This window comes from Streptomyces sp. NPDC049577 (assembly GCF_040675635.1).
Lineage (GTDB): Bacteria > Actinomycetota > Actinomycetes > Streptomycetales > Streptomycetaceae > Streptomyces.
Map to the genome: position 1 here is coordinate 1 of NZ_JBFAPH010000114.1, position 17748 is coordinate 17748.

At 70.0% G+C, this 17748-nt stretch carries 21 protein-coding genes and 2 pseudogenes; 17 read left to right on the top strand and 6 right to left on the bottom strand.

Annotated features, from left to right (window positions below):
• Positions 1-100 precede the first annotated feature (100 nt).
• Together AB0K09_RS15145 and AB0K09_RS15150 are read left to right on the top strand one after the other, a co-directional pair.
• Positions 101-556 (top strand): annotated as a pseudogene (locus AB0K09_RS15145) (DEAD/DEAH box helicase family protein); the annotation flags it as partial.
• A gap of 15 nt (positions 557-571) precedes the next feature.
• Positions 572-1074 (top strand): annotated as a pseudogene (locus AB0K09_RS15150) (N-acetyltransferase).
• Positions 1075-1096: 22 nt separating this feature from the next.
• Here AB0K09_RS15150 and AB0K09_RS15155 read toward each other — a convergent pair.
• Positions 1097-2323, bottom strand: coding sequence for a serine hydrolase domain-containing protein (locus tag AB0K09_RS15155; RefSeq protein WP_366065805.1), 1227 nt, complete (start codon positions 2321-2323; stop codon positions 1097-1099).
• Between AB0K09_RS15155 and AB0K09_RS15160 the strand changes: the two genes are divergently transcribed.
• On the top strand, positions 2322-2789 hold the full coding sequence (locus AB0K09_RS15160) for a Helicase associated domain protein (protein ID WP_366065806.1): 468 nt from the start codon (positions 2322-2324) through the stop codon (positions 2787-2789). The genes AB0K09_RS15155 and AB0K09_RS15160 overlap by 2 nt on opposite strands.
• A gap of 370 nt (positions 2790-3159) precedes the next feature.
• On the opposite strand, the gene AB0K09_RS15165 is transcribed toward AB0K09_RS15160, so the two are convergent.
• The gene (locus AB0K09_RS15165) at positions 3160-3789 is read right to left on the bottom strand and encodes a DUF6518 family protein (RefSeq protein ID WP_366065807.1); all 630 of its coding nucleotides are present in this window, start codon (positions 3787-3789) and stop codon (positions 3160-3162) included.
• A 350-nt stretch (positions 3790-4139) separates the two neighbouring features.
• Positions 4140-4631, bottom strand: coding sequence for a lactococcin 972 family bacteriocin (locus AB0K09_RS15170; RefSeq protein WP_366065808.1), 492 nt, complete (start codon positions 4629-4631; stop codon positions 4140-4142).
• A 975-nt stretch (positions 4632-5606) separates the two neighbouring features.
• On the opposite strand from AB0K09_RS15170, the gene AB0K09_RS15175 reads away from it, so the two are divergent.
• From AB0K09_RS15175 to AB0K09_RS15230, 12 genes are all read left to right on the top strand, one after another.
• Positions 5607-5786 carry a hypothetical protein gene (locus tag AB0K09_RS15175; RefSeq protein WP_366065809.1) on the top strand — a complete coding sequence of 60 codons (180 nt, stop codon included), beginning with the start codon at positions 5607-5609 and terminating at the stop codon, positions 5784-5786.
• Positions 5783-6040, top strand: coding sequence for a hypothetical protein (locus AB0K09_RS15180; protein WP_366065810.1), 258 nt, complete (start codon positions 5783-5785; stop codon positions 6038-6040). The genes AB0K09_RS15175 and AB0K09_RS15180 overlap by 4 nt, the downstream gene beginning before the upstream one ends.
• Before the next feature lie 153 nt (positions 6041-6193).
• A complete protein-coding gene (locus tag AB0K09_RS15185; RefSeq protein WP_366065811.1) occupies positions 6194-7270 on the top strand; it encodes a DUF2637 domain-containing protein in 1077 nt (358 codons plus the stop codon).
• A complete protein-coding gene (locus tag AB0K09_RS15190) occupies positions 7267-7575 on the top strand; it encodes a hypothetical protein (protein ID WP_366065812.1) in 309 nt (102 codons plus the stop codon). The genes AB0K09_RS15185 and AB0K09_RS15190 overlap by 4 nt, the downstream gene beginning before the upstream one ends.
• 2 nt (positions 7576-7577) lie before the next feature.
• The gene (locus tag AB0K09_RS15195; protein ID WP_366065813.1) at positions 7578-8177 is read left to right on the top strand and encodes a hypothetical protein; all 600 of its coding nucleotides are present in this window, start codon (positions 7578-7580) and stop codon (positions 8175-8177) included.
• Positions 8174-8686, top strand: a complete 513-nt coding sequence (locus AB0K09_RS15200; RefSeq protein WP_366065814.1) for a hypothetical protein — start codon at positions 8174-8176, stop codon at positions 8684-8686. The genes AB0K09_RS15195 and AB0K09_RS15200 overlap by 4 nt, the downstream gene beginning before the upstream one ends.
• Positions 8687-8721: 35 nt before the next feature.
• Positions 8722-9420, top strand: a complete 699-nt coding sequence (locus AB0K09_RS15205) for a hypothetical protein (protein ID WP_366065815.1) — start codon at positions 8722-8724, stop codon at positions 9418-9420.
• An 18-nt stretch (positions 9421-9438) separates the two neighbouring features.
• Positions 9439-9702 (top strand): hypothetical protein, encoded by a 264-nt coding sequence (locus AB0K09_RS15210; RefSeq protein ID WP_366065816.1) that lies wholly within the window; start codon positions 9439-9441, stop codon positions 9700-9702.
• Between the two features lie 80 nt (positions 9703-9782).
• Positions 9783-10019: a hypothetical protein gene (locus AB0K09_RS15215; RefSeq protein WP_366065817.1), complete on the top strand. Its 237-nt coding sequence runs from the start codon at positions 9783-9785 to the stop codon at positions 10017-10019.
• Positions 10020-10173: 154 nt separating this feature from the next.
• Positions 10174-10545, top strand: coding sequence for a hypothetical protein (locus AB0K09_RS15220; protein WP_366065818.1), 372 nt, complete (start codon positions 10174-10176; stop codon positions 10543-10545).
• Positions 10546-10711: 166 nt separating this feature from the next.
• Positions 10712-11089 carry a hypothetical protein gene (locus AB0K09_RS15225; protein ID WP_366065819.1) on the top strand — a complete coding sequence of 126 codons (378 nt, stop codon included), beginning with the start codon at positions 10712-10714 and terminating at the stop codon, positions 11087-11089.
• A 157-nt stretch (positions 11090-11246) separates the two neighbouring features.
• Positions 11247-11639: a hypothetical protein gene (locus AB0K09_RS15230; protein ID WP_366065820.1), complete on the top strand. Its 393-nt coding sequence runs from the start codon at positions 11247-11249 to the stop codon at positions 11637-11639.
• Positions 11640-11925: 286 nt separating this feature from the next.
• Here the strand turns inward: AB0K09_RS15230 and AB0K09_RS15235 are convergent, their stop codons facing one another.
• Together AB0K09_RS15235 and AB0K09_RS15240 are read right to left on the bottom strand one after the other, a co-directional pair.
• Positions 11926-12450, bottom strand: coding sequence for an NUDIX domain-containing protein (locus AB0K09_RS15235; RefSeq protein WP_366065821.1), 525 nt, complete (start codon positions 12448-12450; stop codon positions 11926-11928).
• A gap of 168 nt (positions 12451-12618) precedes the next feature.
• Entirely contained in the window at positions 12619-13971 is a 1353-nt protein-coding gene (locus AB0K09_RS15240; protein ID WP_366065822.1) for a transcriptional regulator, read from the bottom strand.
• 263 nt (positions 13972-14234) lie between these two features.
• Here AB0K09_RS15240 and AB0K09_RS15245 point away from each other — a divergent pair, with 263 nt between their 5' ends.
• Positions 14235-14981, top strand: coding sequence for a hypothetical protein (locus AB0K09_RS15245; RefSeq protein ID WP_366065823.1), 747 nt, complete (start codon positions 14235-14237; stop codon positions 14979-14981).
• A gap of 73 nt (positions 14982-15054) precedes the next feature.
• Positions 15055-15771: a class I SAM-dependent methyltransferase gene (locus AB0K09_RS15250; protein WP_366065824.1), complete on the top strand. Its 717-nt coding sequence runs from the start codon at positions 15055-15057 to the stop codon at positions 15769-15771.
• Between the two features lie 8 nt (positions 15772-15779).
• On the opposite strand, the gene AB0K09_RS15255 is transcribed toward AB0K09_RS15250, so the two are convergent.
• The gene (locus AB0K09_RS15255) at positions 15780-17015 is read right to left on the bottom strand and encodes an MFS transporter (RefSeq protein ID WP_366065825.1); all 1236 of its coding nucleotides are present in this window, start codon (positions 17013-17015) and stop codon (positions 15780-15782) included.
• Between the last annotated feature and the right edge of the window lie 733 nt (positions 17016-17748).

A 17748-nucleotide genomic window follows, 5' to 3' on the forward strand; every position in this document is an offset into this window, starting at 1 on the left:
CCGCAGCGCCTCGCACTACGCCGATCGCGCTCTCCAGCGGGCCGGGGAACTGGGCAAGACCTGAAAGTACCGTCGGGCAAGTGGGGTGGGGAGGAACGGCGTGGAGCTGCGGCCGTATCAGAGGCAGATCACGGCGAGCGTGGTCGAGGCATTACGGGAGGGCGGGGCCGGGCAGGTCCGCATGGCCTGCGGTTCGGGCAAGACCCTGATCGCCGTGGCGAGCGCCGAGCGGCTGCTCGGCCAGGACGGCACGGTCGCCGTCTTAGTCCCCTCGCTCGCGCTGGTGGCACAGACCTTGGAGACCTGGCGCCGCCACTACGGGCCGAGGCTGGAGGCCCTGGCGGTATGCAGCGACGAGACCGTCGCCGACGCCCCGGTACACGCCCAGGATCTGGGGGTGCCGGTCACGACCCGGCCCGAGGAGATCGCCGCGTGGCTGCACGAGCGCACCGGCGGCCTGCGGCTGGTGTTGAACACCTACCGGTCGGCGTTGCGCCTGGACGAGGCGCTGCGCAGTACCGGCCCGCTGGATCTGCTCGTCTTCGACGAGGCACATCACCTCCCCGGGCGGCTGGATGCTCCCACCCGCCCCGAGACCGACGTCGACGTCCCCGCGGTGCGCGCGGTCGAGCTCGCCGCGTCCGAGACGCCCCTGGAGGCGGACCTCGTCGACGCGCTGCGGGCCGACCCCGCGTGGCTCCCCAGCCTGTCCATGGTCGCCCTGGCCCCGGGCGGCGCCCCTCGCCGGCCACGCGCTGCTGACCCGTTGCCACATCGGCGAGGAACCGGCGCTTTGTCTGGCCCCGGTCGCCGTCCCGCCCGCGTACCAGCGGACGGGCGCCGGGACCGCGGCTGTCCGGGCCGTCCTGGAGGCGGCGCGGGCGCGCGGCGAACACGCCGTCGCGGTACTCGGACACCCCGAGCACTACCCGAAGTTCGGCTTCGTCCGGGCCTGCACGCATGGGATCCGGGCCCCGTTCGAGGTGCCGGACGAGGCGAAGATGGCTGGGGCTCGACAGGGACCGGCCCCTGCCGGCGGGCACCATCCGGTACGCGGCGCCGCTCGGGGTGTGAGCTCGGCTCAAGGGCCGGCGGGTCACGGGTAGCCGCAGAAGAACAGGTCGTAGTCGGGCCACTTGGCGACCTTCCCCAGGATCCCGTGGACGAGCCCTTGCAGTCCGGCGGCGTCGAAATCCGTCGCGGGCCGGGTGTTGATGAGGATCGCGCAGGCCGCGTCGCCGAGGATCTGCGATTCCATGACCCCGAGGGTGCCCGCCATCGTCGCGTTGTGCGCGACGGACGTGAGGAGACTCACCGGCCCGCCACCCATGATCACCGGCGCACGCACATGGGTGAGCATCCAGCCCAGGCCGTACTCCGGCTGAGGATCCGAGCCGGTGAACATCGCGTTTACGCTGCCCCTGGTCAGGAGGTCCGCCACCTCGTCTTGGCGATCGACCCTGATCATGAACCTGAGCAGGTCGGTCGGGCAGGCGAGCCAGCCGCCGTGCGCGTCCATCCGGCGGACCTCGAGGGCGTAGGGATCGTTCTCCCAGGTCGGACTCAGGCCGGAATGCCGGTAGTAGACCGCCTCGTTCGGCTTCCGGTCGGCCAGGGTGTTGCCGCCGATCTCCATCCTGGTGATGCCGCACGGCTGGAGGACGGCCTCCTTGACGTACTGATCGTACGGCCGGCCGCTGACCGCCTCGATGACCCTCCCCAGCAGGCAGTAGCCGAAATTGGAGTACCAGTAACGCGTCCCGGGATCGACACGCAGCGGAATGGTGTCCAGCACATGGGTGATCAGCTGGGGGTGCGCCATCCCCGATGTCGAGCCGTCGAACATGGGGTCCACGTCGACCCCGCCGGGGTACGGGTACCCCCACCCCCCGCCGATGTGGTGGAGCAGATGGCGCACGGTGATGGCCCGCACCCGCGCGGAGTACGGCTTCGTGCCGTACGTCGTGCCCAGGACCGCCCCGTCACCGAACACCGCCCTGTTCAGGTCCAGCGAACCGGCTTCCACGAGCGTCATGATCGCGGTGGCTGTGAGGGTCTTGGAGATGCTGGCCACGCGGAAGCGGACGTCGCTGCCGAACGGCGGAGGGTATCCCTGCTCGAAGACCAGCCGGTCCCCCTTGGTGATGGCGATCGACAGGTTGGGGACCTGGTGCGTCTTCATGTACGCCTCGACCTGACCCGTGATGACGTCGTCGAAGTCCCCTCTGTTCCATTTACGGAAGAGCCATTGGCGCGCCTGCGTCTGCCTGCACAGGATGTCGCCCAGCCAAGGGCGCTCGAGCTCCAGGCGGCTGCCGGCCATGGGAATCACCTCGTTCCGCGGGACGACGACGGATCGCGGACCGGCGGCCCCCCGCGGACTGCCCGTCCGCACACCCCTCGTCCATCCTGCGACCGCGGCGCGCCGCCCGCACGTCGGCCGGGCGGAGGGCGCCGCCCCGGCGCCGGGCTCACCCCCGTCGTTTCCCCGGCTCCACTCCGGGACCCCCAGGAGTGGGGGTCCACCTCGGACGCCGCTGGTCAGTGGCGATGGGCCGCCAGATCGCGGATCGTCTCGGGAGGCCCGCTGGCAACGCATGTATGCCGCCGCCGTGGCGTTCCACATCGAGCACCACCACCCCAAGGTCCCCCACGCACACGTCACCGCCGACGGCCTGCGCCTGGGATCATGGATCCTGCACCAGCGCCAGCTCCGCAGCGGCATCAAACCCGGCGGCATCACCCAGCAGCGCATCGAGATGCTCGACGCCATTGGCATGCGCTGGTAGCCGCCCGCCCCACAATCAGCAGGCCCTGGCCCCCGATCGATGCCAAAGGTTGTCGACCGATCACTCAGACGGCACCGAAACGGCCACCTCACACCACGACCATCCCGGCGCCGCTGGCTCGTCCTCGACGCTCCACTCCACCCCGGCGCCTTCCTGGCCGGCGCGCGCCTGGATCCAGCCCCGCACCCGCGCGCCACGTCGGGGCGGTCGGCACACCCGGCCGGCTGCGACGACGACCCCATCCTGGGCGCCGACCGCGTCAACATCCTGCGCAGGTAACCACTGCACAACAGCGGAAAGGCCCCGGCGAACACCGGGGCCCCTCCCCCCACGTCAGTGCGGGAAGCACTTCCAGGGGCGGTGCTGCTGGCTACCCTCGCGACTGCCTTGTGGAAGACCGGAACCAGCCAGTGATCGTCGCGTGCCCCACCAGGACGATGATGGCAGCAACCGCCAGGAGACGTATGACGCTCCAAGTCGCCGTGGAGGTCGCTCCTTCCAGCGGGGCATCGGAATGAAGTCGGATCGACGTATCGACGATAGCCACCAGCGGAATCACCAGTCGATACGGCAGGCCGCGAAGTCCACGATTCCGAGCAAGGTTCCCAGCCAAACCCAAAAGAGGGCCGAAAACGCAGGCAGCTAAAGACCAGACCCCCATCATCGAGATGAAACCATTCCAGTCAAACTTGGTCACCCCACCAGGGAACCTCAAGTCTGACATCCGGAACTTTCCCTGAACTGCTTCCACCACATAATATGCGATCACGCCAGCGACCAGGCTTGCGGGAGCCAAAATGGCGGACTCGATCCTAGATTTTCGCCCTAGGCCCACGAAGAACGCCATTGCCGCCCAGGCCCATCCAGCCGCCAGGACGAGATTTCCCACGTGGGCTACCGGGCCGTCAACAGAAAGGAGAAGGGGGCCAAGCATCCCAACTATCGCACCGAACACCAACGCAGCCACAGGCGCCAAAACACGGGATCGCGAAGAGAGCACGATATTCAGTATTTCCTATTCAATGACCAGGCAAGAGAGTCGATAGTCATCGCAAGCGCGTACACGACGGCTTCAACCAGAATTTATAGCAGATCCGCGACTCAAAGGCGAGTGCATTTAATGCATGAGGTGCGCATTAAGGGCTCTTAGGGGGCGGCCGACTACGGCGTGGGATTGGAATCGTTCCACTGGGACGCTCTCGAGTCCGTGGCGGGGGTGCCGACCAGCGTCCGCGCTCAGATCCAACCTCTCAGGCAGCCGGACCCGAATCATCAACCCGACGAGGCCCCGGCCCAGTTGCTGGAAGCCACAGCCGGCCGGGGACTCCAGACGTGAGAGCCTATGAGCTCTTAGTACACGGCCCAGTAGGCGTGGCAGGTGTATCCAAAGCCAGCTTTGACCTCGGACGTTGACCAGTCACCGGCATCCGCATAGTTCTTATCCACATCGCTACCCATGCTCGCCGTCGAAGAATGACGCTTCGACGGATGCACGTAATTTGAGTAGCACGACTTCCAGGTGCCCACCGTGCCGGTGCCGTATGACCACGTCCCACCTCCAACGTTCTCTTCCTCCGGGGCCACCGTGGGCCGCCCGGAGGGGTCGACAGTGAAGGTTACTTCCCCCCATTCCTTCGGGTGCCCAAGGAACTTGGGCGGCTCCGGGGCTGCCGCGCTGGCCGGTGAAATCAGAACTCCGGCAGACACGGCTGCAACCGTGGCGACGAGAGCGATCGATCTACCAAACGCCTTCATGAAGCTGGCACTCTCCCTTTGGTTGTACCCCCCCAAGGGGCTTCCGAAGGAGATCATCGCTGGGCAGCACTTCACAGGTAAAGACATATTCGTGATGCTGACCGAAACACTTACCGGCCCATCTTGTCAGGATTGACCAGAACGCCCCCGTTGTACAGTGTCGCCTTTTGCCGCAAAAGGCGACATACCTCTTGATCATCTTTGTTGAACGTTGGCTGGATGAACAAAGGCCTTAACGGTGCGTGGCGTCAGCTGTGAACGAGCCATTAGAAGGCCGAGTGACGCCACGCCGAAGCGCTCAGGCGTCACCAGAACCCATCACACCCCTACACCCCAACGCCCCCTCGACTGCCCCAGCGACGCCGGGCAGCGGCTGCCATCTCGGTGAGCCGGAGTAGACCTCACACTCGCCCACACTGAGGAAGCAGGTAGGCGTGCGGGCGCTGGCAAGCCCTCTGGCCAAAGCTGACGACTACAGGCCGACCACCCTGGTGGGCGGGGCGGAGATGATCACCCGTACCGACGCGCGGGGGGATCCAGCCCCGCACCCGCGCCACCACAGCGGCCGGGCCGCGCATCTCGATCAGCACGGCCTCCGTCGCCCCATCAGGCGGTGCGGTCAAGGCGCGTCAGGGAGAGTCCGCCCCAGCACCACCCTCCGCAGAGGCAGCCTTCTTTCGGAGGTCTGTTCGCTGACCCTGACGCTTGACTCGCGTACGGAAGTACGGAACAGCACGCCGCCAGTCCACCGCCTTCGACCGCCCCACCTGCACTACCGGCGGGAAGTCCGGGTCGTCTCGATGCAGCTGCGACACGCGCTGATGACTGATCTGGTCAACGACACCTTCGGCGACAAGCCGTCGGGCCAACTCGCGGAACGACAACATCTCGGGCCCTCCTTCTTGGTCGGCCACGGGCACCATTCTTCCTGACTTCCTAGCCATATGGCTATGAAGTCGCTACCTTGGATCGGCAACAACAAGACGGCCCCGGCCGGCGCTGCGAACGCCACATGGCCGGGGCCAGACCCACCCACAACCATCACGAAGAGGCAGGTCCGCCATGGAGCGTACCCATCCCCAGACCAGCGAGCCCCCCGACCCCGCCAAGCCACACCCGATCGTCGACGAGCCCGCCACCATCGACGTCTGCCACCAGGAGTACGAGGACGGCGCCGGAGCCCGCGCGGTCGCCACGAAGCGGCAGCAGCTCGACCGCTCGAAGCAGGGAGGTCAGCGATGATCTGGGCCGTCTTCACCGCCGACCGCAAGGTCCTCGCCCGCTTCCCCGACGACTGCGGCCGCTACGACCCCGCCGAGCTCGCCGACCATGCGCTCCGCACCACCTACCACGACGTCCGGGGAGCCTTCGTCGACCGCCTGTGCGACCGCCACGACGAGCGCGCCTCCGACTGCCGTGCCTGCGCCACCCAGCTGGCGTGTACCGCTTGCAAGTGGCCCGGCTACGTCTGCCCCAAACACCGCGGCAGGCCGTGATGCGGACCTTTTACCGGATCTCGTCCGCCGCGCACCTCGCGGCCCTCGCCGCGGTCAACACCGACTTCATCGCCCGATAACCCCGGACCGGCCGGGCCCGCCCCCTCTTCCCCTCTCGCGGGCCCGGCCCCTCCCTCCGCCCAGGAGAAGCACGTGAACCGCACTGTCTGGCGAGCCGGCACCTTCGGAGCGATCGGCCTCACCGCCGCCGGCGTGACCGCCTGGTCCCTCTACGTCGTCGCGCACGACATCTACGGCGTCCCCGCCGTCCTCGCCGCCGGCACGAGCATCCCCTTCGACGGCGCCGCCGTGGCCTGCCTCAGCCTCGCCGCCGAAGCCACCCGCGAGCGACGTTCGGCCCTCGGCCCGCACTGCGCCACCCTCGGCCTCGCTGCGATCTCCATCTACCTCAACCGCCTTCACGCCCTGCACATCCACGGCGGAACCGGCGCTTTCCTCCTGTTCGCCGCTCCCACCGTCGCCCTGCTCGTCCTCGCCGGCCTGTCCTGGTCCGCGACCCGGGCCCGGCTCCGCGCGCAGCAGGGCGACACCCCGGCGGTACTGCCCCGACTCGGTTTCTGGAGCTGGACGCTGGCACCCGAGGAGTCGTGGAAGCGCACGAAGGATGAAGTCCTCACCCACGTCACCGGTACGGCAGCAGCCCATGCCCCGAACGTGGGGCGACCGGTGAAGCCCCGGACCGCCTCCGATGCCCTTCGCGAGCACTTCGCCGACCTCGCCCCCGACAAGGCCATCCGGCTCGCGCACTCCGCCCGGCCGGACGCCGCGCCCGCCGAGCTCGCCGCGGAACTCGCCCTGTACGGCGTTCACGTCTCGGCGGTCCAGGTCGCGCTCGTCCTCGGCCACCAGCTGCACACCACCACCGTCGACAGGCCGGATACACCCCGGACAGGTCTGGACGCGATGCCCACACCGCGGCCTCGCGCGCCACTGCCCAGCGCGGACAACCGGACAGGCCCGCCGGACACAGCGGCCGAGGCCGCCCGGCGCCTCGTCAGTCTCGGCTTCATCGACAAGACACAAGCCGTGCCGCTGATCATGAACACCCTCGGGCTGGAGAACACAAAGCGTCAGTGGGACTCCGTCCGGCGCGCCTTCGACCGCGCGCTCGACAACCGCGCCGAGCCCCAGCCGAGCATGCCCGGTGAGCAGCTCGCCATCGATACCGAGGACGACGGCGTCGGCAAGGGCGGAGGCGGCTACGCATGACCACCGTCACGCTTCTGTGGGCCGTACAGGCCGCGCTCGCCGGCCGCGCCCTGGCCCTCGCGCACCTCGGCCGCCGTGCCCCGGGAGCGCCCGTCTTCACCGCCCTCTCGGCCCTGTCCCTCGCCTCCCTCGCCGTCCTCCTGCCCTTGCGAGGTCTCGTGATCGCCCTGCTCGTCCTGGCCGGCCTGCTCTACCCCCTCCTCGTCCGCGCCCTCACCCCCCACAACCTCCGGCTCCGCCGCCTCGGGAGGTTCACGTTCGTCGGGGCGCTGCTGCTGGCCCTGATCGCCTGGGACCGGTGGTGACCATGCCCGAGCCCATCACCCCAACCCGGATCATCCCCGCCGGCCAGCCGCTCCCGCCCACGGCCCCACCGATGCCGCCCGCGCGCCCCGGCTCGACGGACCTACCACCCTGGCGCACCGCGGCTCCCCCACCACCGCCCCCGCCTGCCTCCCCGCCGCCCGGCGGTGCCCCGCCCTGGGACGCCCCTTCGCCGCCCGGCCCGATCGAGGTCCGCGTCGTCGTCGACCTCGTCCACCCCGGCCCGGAGCCGGAGCCCGCGCGGCGCGGCGGCTGGTGGTGGGGCTGGCTGTGGCCGCACCTGCGCCCCGTCCAGACCTTCGTCGGCGGCTTCCTCGCGCTCGTGCCCATGCCGTGGACCGGCTACAGCGCCGCCACCACGTGGGCCTACGTCGTCCACGAATCCCGCGACTTCGCCGTCCCCGTCGCCTATGCCCTGGGCCTGGGGGCTTTCGCCGTCGCCATCGGCGCCGAGCGGCGCGCTGCCGGCGTCCTGCGGCAGCTCGTCGCCCGGACCGGTCTCGTCATCACCTTCGTCGGCGTCATGGGCGCCATCGACCTCTTCGACCCTGTCACCGCGCTCACCGGAGTCCACCACCGATGATGACCGACACCACTCTCTCCCTCGCCGGGGCCACCGTCAGCCTCGGCGTCGTCTACCTCAATCTGCGCCCCTGGTGGAAGGGCGGCCGCGCCCCCAAGGACTTGCTGCCCTTCGGTGGCTACTTCCTCCTCGGTTCGGTCTCCACCATGTGCACGGGGGGCGTCCTCGGCTGGCTCGCCGGATGCTCTGCCGCCGGCGTCAACCACGCCGGCCGCCAAGCCGTGCATGGGGCAACCGGCTCGGCGCCCAGCGGCGCCCTCACACATGGCTCACTCGGGCCCCTTACCCCCGAAGGCGCCGTGATCGTCTTCCTCGCCACCGTCGCCGCAGGCCTGGCCTGGAAGGCCGCCGGGAAGCTGGACCGGCGCCGCATGGTCGGCGGGGCGGTATGCGGGTCGACGCTGACAATGACCGCCGGTGTCGCGGGCGCGCTCTTCTGGCTGCCCGACGCCGTCAACTCCCTCGGCCTCTCCCTGCGGACGGTCCTGGAAGGCGGGGGACTCCTGTGAACCCCTGGGCCGTTTGGTGCCGCCTGGGCGCAGCGGTGGCTGTCCCGGCACGGCGAGTGGTGGACGGCTCGGTCGTTCTCGCCAGCCAGTTGGCCGGCGGGGCGTGCGCCTGGTGCCGGAAGGGCTACCGCCACGACCTGACCGGCATCGCCGCCGCCCTCGGCCCGGCCGTTCGCGGCGCGGGCCTGCTCGGCGCCGCCTGGGGGGTCTGGAGCCTGGTGCGCACCGCGCCGTGGCTGCTGTGGATCGCCGTCCCGGCATGGAGCGCCGCAGCATGGCGAATCACGCCCGCGGTCCCCTCCTCTTCGCCCAGCCTCGGGGGCGACGACGAGGCGGCCGCTGCGGAGCCCGCCCCGGCCCTCTCCCTCGACGCCTTCTCCACCCTCGTCCGCGACCTCGCCGGAGGGGGAGCTGGCGCGCACCTGTCGACCCTCGCCGAGCGCATCACCCGCGACCCCAAAGCCACCTCCACCGTCCGGGCCTTGTGCCAGCAGTTGGGGGTGCCCGTGTCGAGCTCCGTCCGGCAGCCGGGCCGTGGGGTCTCTACAGGGGTACGCGTGAAAGACCTCCCGGCCCCCTCCCCGGCCCCGCCCGAGGACGCCGACGTAGCTGTAGTTCCCGCAGGTCAGCCGACAGCTACAGCCCCGGCTACAGCTACGCCCGTGGTCGAGACGCACGCCGACGGCGCCCTAGTGATCATCCGCGACCCGACACACCACACCCACGCCGTATGAATTCCGCCGGGGGCAGCCATGTACGTCAAGATCCTGGATCACATCAACAACACGGCCGGCGCGCCCATCTTGATCCAGCGCACCGAGGACCGCATGGGCCTCAGCTCCAGCGAGATCAACGAGGGCCTCCACGTCTTCTACGGCTGGGAATGCGGCGGCTGCCGCCAGGGCGCCACCATGCCCGCCGGGCGACGACCGGAAAAGAAGGCCGAGGCGGCGGCACAGCGGGACGCCACCGCACACGCCAAGGCGTGCTCCGCGCCACCCGGGCGCGGCAGGTGAACGCCCCCGGCAGCGGCGCGCGGCGCGCGCCTGCCGAAGGACACCATGACCAACACGATTCGAGCGAGAGGATGGGCCGTATGGATGAGACGAGCCACCAGGGCAGCGCGGCGAACCGCGTGCGGGTGAAGGTGCTGCTGGGCATCGGGGACCAGGTCGACATCACGGCGGACGCGCCGGATGCCGAGGGGGTGCAGCGGTACCCGGCGGCGGATGTGGCGCGCGATGTCGGTGTCGAGGCGCGGGCGTTGCCGGGGATGCGGCTGACAGCGTTGGTCGATGAGAACGATCGCCTGTACGGGTTCCGAAAGGCGTAGCCGTCTGGGGTGTTCGAGTCCCTGCCCTGCTGTGGAGGGTGGGGACTCTTCCCGACCAGAGGTGTTGTAAATCTGTACTCGTCTGCTGTAAACTTGTATTCGTAAGCGGGGCCGCGAACCCCGAACCCACCATTCACGCTCGAAGGAGAACCACATGGCCGAAGAACTCGACCCCGGCACCCGCCACGTCCTGATGGCGCTGGAGGAGTGCTACCAGCTCCTGATCCGGGTCTGCGCCAGCCTCCCCATCCTCCCGATCACCCTGCCGGAGGCGACCGGCCCCGGGAGCTGGCAGGCCCGGACGGACGCGGTAGCCCACGCCTCGGAGATCTGCTACGAGATCCCGGCTTCCAGCGCGGTGTGCGACAACCTGAAGTGCGCGTTCCTGTACTGGCTCGGCGCCGCCGACATGCTGATCCTCCAGACGGGCAACCCCAAGCGGTACCGCGTTGAGGCCATCCGAGCGATCCTCCTGACCGCCGAGGACTACGCCCGGGACGTCGACCACCTGCTGAACGATAAGTAGCTCCCACCCGACGGCCCCCGGCATCCAGCCGGGGGCCGTCGGCCTTCCCGAAGAAGAAGCCCGAGGTGTTGTAAATCTGTACGCGTCTGCTGTAAACTTGTACTCGTACCGGGGAGGGGCCCGCGAAGCCCCGACCCACCATTCACACCCAAGGAAGGGGCCGACAATGGCCGATTGGAAGGACATCACCGAGGAGCAGCTCCTCGCCCAGCTGGCGAACGGCTACCACTACATCTCGGTGGCCTGCTCCCTGCTGCCGCTCCCCATCACCCTCCCGTCCATCGAGGACGGGATCGCCCTCTCGGACCTGGTCGACAGCGTCGCCCACACCGCGCAGATCAGCGACGAGCTGCCCATGATTCCCGAGCGGGTGGTCGCCTCCCTGTTCACGAGCTGCACGCAGTGGCTCGCGGGTACGCACATGTTCGCCACGTTCATGGCCGACCCCAAGGAGTACAAGCTCGACTGCTTCGCGATGTGCATCGTGAGCTCGCGCGAGAGCCTGACCGAGGCGATCGACTGGCTCGCCGACAACCAGGAATGACCCGATCGGCGGCCCCCGGCATCCAGCCGGGGGCCGCCCCACCCAAGATCAGAAAATGAAGACCGGCGGGGCCGAGCCGAAGCTCTCAGCCTGAAGGCTGTCGCGAAACCCCGCCGGTCTCACCATTCACACCCCTCGAAAGGAGGCGGACGCCACCATGGTAAACCGCCCCACCGTGATCATCCCCGAGATCGCCAGGCGCCATAACCGCCCCGAGCGCACAGTGAAGCACTGGCGGACCGATCCCAGCTGGCCCAAGGAGGTCAACACGCGCGGCCACTTCAAGGAGTACGACGAGGCGGAGGTCGAGGAGTGGATCAGGACCAACATTTACCGCGACCTGCCCGACCTGGAGCCCGCCCGCCTCTACACCGCCCAGCAACTCGAAGACGCCGGAGTCGGCGTGAAGGCCTCGACGATCCGCGCCTACCTCTCGGCCAACCGGTGGCCCGCCCCCGACTCCGACGAAGACGGCGTCAGCCGCTGGCGCGGCGACACCGTTCTGGAAGAGCTGAAGAGGCGGCGGAAGTACCGCCGCAAGACGACCTGAGCCCGGACCCGACCACGAAGGGCTCCGGGACCAGGCTGATTCCCGTCGCCACTGCGCCCCGGTGCGCCAGGCCATCGAGCGCCGCGCGGAAGGCTCGCGCTGTGGCGCCCTCGCGGGCGGTCACGGTGCGAGTCCGGCGGGCCGAGCAATACACGCCCGGGGCGAGACGGCTGTCGGGGCCGTGGCCGGCATGCTCGAGGAGCCAGCCAGCGCTCGTTCGCAGGACGCCGTGGTCGTCCGTGTGGAGCGGGCCGTCGAGGGCGCGGACGCGGCGCGCCTCGGCGGTTCATACCCAGGTGTAGGTCTCGTCCGTGACTGCTGGAAGGCTCGCGTCCTTTACGACGGCATCCGGAGCTGGCAGTGCCGCGAGCGCAGGGCCGATCGGGGGAAAGATCGGCAGCTCGGCAGTCTTGCGGTAGTCCACCCACTCGATGATCCCGACCTCGTGGCTGCCGTCCTCCAGCTCATCGCGCTCCTCCGTGGCCAGGACCGCGCGGGTCTCCTCGGTGATACGGAGCCGGTAGAGGAGATGCAGCTTGCGCGGCGGCGGGGTGGCCCCGGGACGTGATACACGCTGGTCGACGACCCACAGGAGTTCCGGATCGCTCGCCCGGGCCAGATCGAGCGCGAGTTCCTCGGCGAGCTCGCGGCGGAGTGCGGCGATCAGGTCTTCGCCGGGCTCGGCGTTGCCGCCGGGCAGGGTGTAGTGCACGGAGGTGGGGCGGTCGCGGCGGATGAGGGCGACGTCGGTGCCGCAGAAGATGAGGGCGCCGGTGCGGATTTTGATGCGGGAGAACGGTGCGGGCGTCATGGCCGCAGTATTGCGGCGGGGTGGCCTGCGCCGGGCGGGAACTGGTGAGGGTTCCCGCCTGTTGCGCCGACCGCCCCGGGGGAGGGACCCGTACTCCGGGCGGAAGCGGCGCCTCAAGCCGCAGGGCCGTGTGCGGGCGCGTTCGCGGAGGTCTCGGCAGGACGGGGGCTAGGCGGTGAGGTCGAGGAAGTCGGCGACGGCGCGCGCCGGCCGGTGGGCGGCGAGCTGGTCGCGGAGGTCGGCGAGGGTACTGGTTCCCCGGGCGGAGTCGGCGCCGCCCAGTTGCTCCATGGCGCGCTCGGCGACGGTGACGGCGGCGTCGAGGTCTCCGAGGCCAAGGTGGGCCTTGGCCTGCCGAGCGAGGTAAATGCCGACACCACGCGCCTCCGTGCCGGTGTCGTACGGGTCCTCATGACGCAGGGCAGCGTCGAAGTGTTCCAGCGCCCGGTCTGGCTCGCCGAGGGAGAGCGCGCAGGAGGCGGCGACTTCGTGGAGTTCGCCGTGGGTGACCCAGTACATCGACGGCAAGTCGTGCGCGGCAGGTCCGGCACGGTCGTAGGCGGCGAAGGCGGCGTCGACCGCGCGGTAGGCGGCTGCCGGTTCGCCGGCCTTGGAGTGGGCGCGGGCGGCGCGGGCGTAGAGCATGGCCAGCACCCGGCCGGAGGTGACCTTGTGCCTGCTGCCCAGGGCGCGCTCGACGAGGCCGAGTGCGCCATAGGGGTCGTCGGCGCTGTAGCGGAGGTTGGCCCAGAAGGCCAGCGTGCTGGCGCCGAGGGTGGGGTTATCGCCCGTGGCGGCGGCGCGCAGGGCCGTGGTGAAGCGTTTTTCGGCGTCGGCCAGGCGGCCGCTGTCGTAGGCGCACCATCCTGCGAGGCGGCATGCCTCTGCTGCGGCCGCGTACAGGCGACGGCCGGTGGCGTCGGTATAGGTGCTGGTCTTGAGCACGCTGGTGATCAGCCGTAGCTCGGCGATGGCGGCTTCATAGGCGTGGGTGGAGCCGACCGCGTCGTCCAGATGCCGCAAGGTGTCCAGGCGCGTCTCGAAGAGCGCCGCAGCGCCCTCGCCGACACGGTGGCCCCTGGTGGCGGCGACGGCGGCGGGGGTTGTGGCGGCCCAGTGGGCGCCGGTGGCGGCGAGCGTGCCCAAAGAGGCGATGACGAAGCCGCGTCGGTCCACAGGAACCCCTCCCGCTTGCTCCAGTGCTTCCACGGTACCCGCGACTGTCCAGGGCGACTCCCAAACGGTGCGGTCATCGTGTAGCGCCAGCAGGAGCCAGTCGGGCCAGCCGCGACGGTGGACTTCCTCGGGGTCGATGCCGTGCAGGTCGGCCATGGCGAGCTGGGCCTTGATGTCGGGTTCGGTGCCGGTGGTCCACCGGGAAACTTTCTCCGGGCGGGTGGCCATCTGGCCGAATCCCAGCGCGCGGTGCCGGGCTGCGACACGTGTGAGGTAGGCCGTGTTCGTCAGGTTGTGCCGGGCAAGCAGAGTCGTCAGCGGGTGACGTTCCAGCACCGGGCCCATGAGCGCACCACCTCCAGCTGCCGCCCCAGTGTGCGGGTTCGCCGGTGTGGCCGGGAACAGGGCCCGTAGACGAGAGGCAACGCCAGGCAATGCGAGGGCAATCCTCGGCATCCTCCAGCGCCTTCACCGCGCCCGGCTGGCAGCGGTCTCCTGGGAGCAGCCGGCCCGCCCTGCGGAGCCTGCACCCTCGTGGGCGGGCCGGCCACCAGCGGCACCCCGGTACGCCCCGGGGTGCCTTCACCGGAAATCGTGGGAGGCGCGTCATGACGACCGCAAGCACCACCGAAGCCCGGACGTTCTCCGTCGAGCTGCCGGAGGCGTTCACCGAGACGTGGAACCGCATCGACGGGATCACCGTGACCGGCCGTACCGTCACCGTGGACCCGGACCGGTACTTCTTCCGCTTCGAGAACCCGACCTGGGTCCTGGCCGACTGGGATCTGGTGCGCTCGGAGCTCCTGGACGCCACCGAGACGAGCGGGCAGGCGATCGAGCAGCGGGCCCTGGAGTTCGTCCAGGCCCACGGCCGTCCCACCACCGACCCCGCGAAGGTCCTGGCGACCGCCTATCAGGTTGCCGCGTACCTGTTCCGCGACGAGTACATCGGCGTCGGGAACCTGGACATCACTGCGCGGGAGCTGAAGGCCCTGCGCGAGGCCACCACGATCATGGCGCTGAACCGGGTCGAGCAGGACGGACACCTGTCCAACGTCGGCCCGTGCTGGTTCTTCCCCGTCGCCACGTCGGTCGTGTTCGGCTTCACCGAGGAGGAGGGCAAGGCGGTCGATGAGCTCTATCACGGCGGGTGGTTCAACGAGACCCGCCGCCGTGAGTCCGTCCTCGCCCACGCCGCCCTCGGCGGCCGGCTCGTCCACGGCTGCCAGGCATCTGCCGACATGATGGGCGGCTGCGTCCTGGCCTACGGCACCGACCTCGACCGCTTCCGCACGGAGCTGAGCGAGATGAAGACCGACTGGATGGACCGCGTCAAGGCCATGGGCCGCCGGTGACACACCGGCATCACGCGGGGGCCGGGACGCTGCGCCCGGCCCCCGCCTTCTGATGGAGAAAGGAGGCACGGACGTGACGCACCCCCACCTGCCGGACGGCGGCGCCCTGGTCGACGCCCAGGTCAACGCCCGCGCGTGGAACAACATCGCCGCCCACGCCACCGGCACCTCGCCGGAGGCGAGCGAGGTGCCGCAGGACATTGCCTGGACCGCCTGGCCCGGTCGCGGCCCCGGCGCTGGCTTCCTCGGCGAGCTGGCCGGCCGCCGGGTCGCCGAACTGGGTTGTGGGACCGGCGAGCACACCGCCTGCGCAGCCGCCCACGGCGCCCGGCTGGCCGTCGGTGTGGACGTCGCCGAGGCTCGCTTGGAGCAGGCCCGCGCGCGTTTTGGCCGCCTTCCCGCCCTGCTCTGGAAGGCCGGTGACGCCGCCGAGGTCTTGGCCAGCCTGCCGTGCCTGGACGTGTGCTTCTCCATCTACGGGGCCCTGTGGTACTCCGACCCGGCCCGGCTGCTGCCCGTCATCGCCAACCGCCTGGTTCCCGGCGGCATCCTCGCCTTCACCGTCAACGCACCGCGCGACGGCGAGACGCCCGGCCGCCGGGTGGACAACCTCACCCTCCCCACCGGCGCCCGCCTGCCGGTCGTCCACTACACCTACGGCGCCAACACTTGGCATCACCTGCTCGCCGAGGCGGGCCTGACGATGGAGGCCGCGGTCGCCGTGGACGACCCGCGCGGTCGCGGCTACCGGGCCCTGGTCCTGCGGGCCCGACGCCCCACCCGCAGCTGAGCCCGCGCTCAGGTGCGGGCCAGCTCCAACTCGCGGTGCACCGCCCGCCGGCCCACGGCCGCGAGCACGCCCCACGCCAGCAGCGCGGCGGCCACCGTCGCCGCGCCGCCCACAGCGAACGACGCCTTCGGAGCCCGCTCCAGCAGCGCGGGCAGCAGCAGCATGCTGCCCATGCTCGCCACGTGCAGTTTCACCGAGTACACGCTGAACATCCGCAGCCGCTCCGGACCGTCCAAAGACGCGATCTGGGTGTTGACCCCGATCGTGGTCACCGGCACCAGTACGCTCCCGGCCGCCGTCAGCACGACGAGCTCCGTCACACTGCTGCTCGCCGCGACCGCCGCCAGCAGCAGCCCGCGCACCGCCCACGCGGCACAGAACCCTCCCGGGAACCGCCCGGCCCACTCGACATGGCCGGCCAGAAGGTTCCCCGCCACCGAGCCGATACCCATCGCCGACAGCACCAACGCGTAGGCGGCGGGGCCGGCATGCAGACGCTCGGTCAGCCAGATCGGCACCCCCACGGAGACCACGGTCTGGAAGAACTCACCGACCGCGCTCAGCATGAGTGCACCCGTGATCACTGGCCGGGCCCGCAGCAAGGGCAGGGCCTTCACCCCGGGCGGCTTCGCCGACGAGCCGGCCACGGGCTCCTGAAGCCGGGCAGCGTGCGGCACCGCGCGGCCGAGCCAGGTGAAGGCGAACGCCGAGACGGCGAACGTCGCGGCGTCCACCAGGAACAAGTCTTCCGCGGCCACGAGCGTCAGCAGCACCGCAGCCGAGCCGGGGCCCAGGAACCAGGTCAGACGGTTGGAGATGTCCATCAGCCCCGTCACCTGCCGCACCCGCTCACCCGGCACCAGAGCGGGTACCAGAGCGGACAGGCTCGGCCCGGTCAGCGCATCACACGTGCCAATCACGGTGATCACCGCCAGCACGCCGACCAAGCCGATCGACTGCCACAGCCACGGCATCGCCCCGACCACCGCAATCTGCACCGTCTCCACGGCGGCCAGCGCCCGGAAGGAGGCGACCTTGGCCACCAGGTGCCGGCCGAAGGAGCCGATCAGCAGATGCGGCACGGACTCGAGCACCACGACCAGGCCCATCGCCACCGCACCAGCTCTCTGCCACGCCGTCCACGCCAGGGCCAGGGTGAAGAACCGGTCGCCGAAGACGGACAACGTCTCGGCGAGCCACAGGACGAAGACCGGACGGCGCCGCAGCAGACTCAGGTAGCTCACGGCCGCGACTGTAGGGACCCATCGGACATCAAGAAGCGCGTTCGGTACCGCCTCCCCCAAAAAGCGGAGCCGCCCCAGACGTCCCCTCCCCCCAGTCCGCCGCCAGACGCATCGCCCTGTCATGGACAAGAAGTCACCGCACACCCCCTGACACCACCAGCACCAGGCGTTACGGTGATCGCCCCGGCGACGGCAGCGGCCTCCCGACCACCGTCCCCCTGCGTGGATGGGTGGGGTGAGCATGGGCCCCCTCATGCTCGCGCGCGGCCGCCGCCGGGACAGCGCCCCCGGTTGGGGCCAGCAAAAAACGAGCCGGGGGCGCTTCACGCGGCGCGCTACGACCGCACCGCGGCGACCAGTACGCAATCGCACACCACGTCACAAGACTGAAACACCGCCACACACCCAGGCGGCAGGCGGCTGCAATGGCGCCTCCCCAACCAGGAGGCGGCCATGCCCAAAACCTCAGCTGTAATCGGCGTCCTCGGTGCCACTCTCTTACTCGCAGCGTGCACCGGCACCAGCGTCGGCGCGCGCCAAGACGGTCCGCCCAAGCCCTCCACCACGCAGGGAAGAGCGTCTCTCACTGCCGACCAGGCATCCAAGATCGTTGCTTCCAGCGTGAAGAGCGCGGCGCTCACCAGCACGGTCACAGCCGAGTCCGACAAGAATCACCTGCTCGGGCGGCCCGGCCAGTACACCAGCAAGGTCACCTTCGCGGACAGCCGCGTTC

Coding starts and splice junctions, on each gene's coding strand:
- AB0K09_RS15220 (WP_366065818.1), top strand. CDS start 10,174: ATGGCCGAAGAACTCGACCCCGGCACCCGCCACGTCCTGATGGCGCTG.
- AB0K09_RS15215 (WP_366065817.1), top strand. CDS start 9,783: ATGGATGAGACGAGCCACCAGGGCAGCGCGGCGAACCGCGTGCGGGTG.
- AB0K09_RS15170 (WP_366065808.1), bottom strand. CDS start 4,631: ATGTCTTTACCTGTGAAGTGCTGCCCAGCGATGATCTCCTTCGGAAGC.
- AB0K09_RS15155 (WP_366065805.1), bottom strand. CDS start 2,323: ATGGCCGGCAGCCGCCTGGAGCTCGAGCGCCCTTGGCTGGGCGACATC.
- AB0K09_RS15230 (WP_366065820.1), top strand. CDS start 11,247: ATGGTAAACCGCCCCACCGTGATCATCCCCGAGATCGCCAGGCGCCAT.
- AB0K09_RS15160 (WP_366065806.1), top strand. CDS start 2,322: ATGGGAATCACCTCGTTCCGCGGGACGACGACGGATCGCGGACCGGCG.
- AB0K09_RS15235 (WP_366065821.1), bottom strand. CDS start 12,450: ATGACGCCCGCACCGTTCTCCCGCATCAAAATCCGCACCGGCGCCCTC.
- AB0K09_RS15175 (WP_366065809.1), top strand. CDS start 5,607: ATGGAGCGTACCCATCCCCAGACCAGCGAGCCCCCCGACCCCGCCAAG.
- AB0K09_RS15195 (WP_366065813.1), top strand. CDS start 7,578: ATGCCCGAGCCCATCACCCCAACCCGGATCATCCCCGCCGGCCAGCCG.
- AB0K09_RS15225 (WP_366065819.1), top strand. CDS start 10,712: ATGGCCGATTGGAAGGACATCACCGAGGAGCAGCTCCTCGCCCAGCTG.
- AB0K09_RS15180 (WP_366065810.1), top strand. CDS start 5,783: ATGATCTGGGCCGTCTTCACCGCCGACCGCAAGGTCCTCGCCCGCTTC.
- AB0K09_RS15190 (WP_366065812.1), top strand. CDS start 7,267: ATGACCACCGTCACGCTTCTGTGGGCCGTACAGGCCGCGCTCGCCGGC.
- AB0K09_RS15210 (WP_366065816.1), top strand. CDS start 9,439: ATGTACGTCAAGATCCTGGATCACATCAACAACACGGCCGGCGCGCCC.
- AB0K09_RS15200 (WP_366065814.1), top strand. CDS start 8,174: ATGATGACCGACACCACTCTCTCCCTCGCCGGGGCCACCGTCAGCCTC.
- AB0K09_RS15240 (WP_366065822.1), bottom strand. CDS start 13,971: ATGGGCCCGGTGCTGGAACGTCACCCGCTGACGACTCTGCTTGCCCGG.
- AB0K09_RS15245 (WP_366065823.1), top strand. CDS start 14,235: ATGACGACCGCAAGCACCACCGAAGCCCGGACGTTCTCCGTCGAGCTG.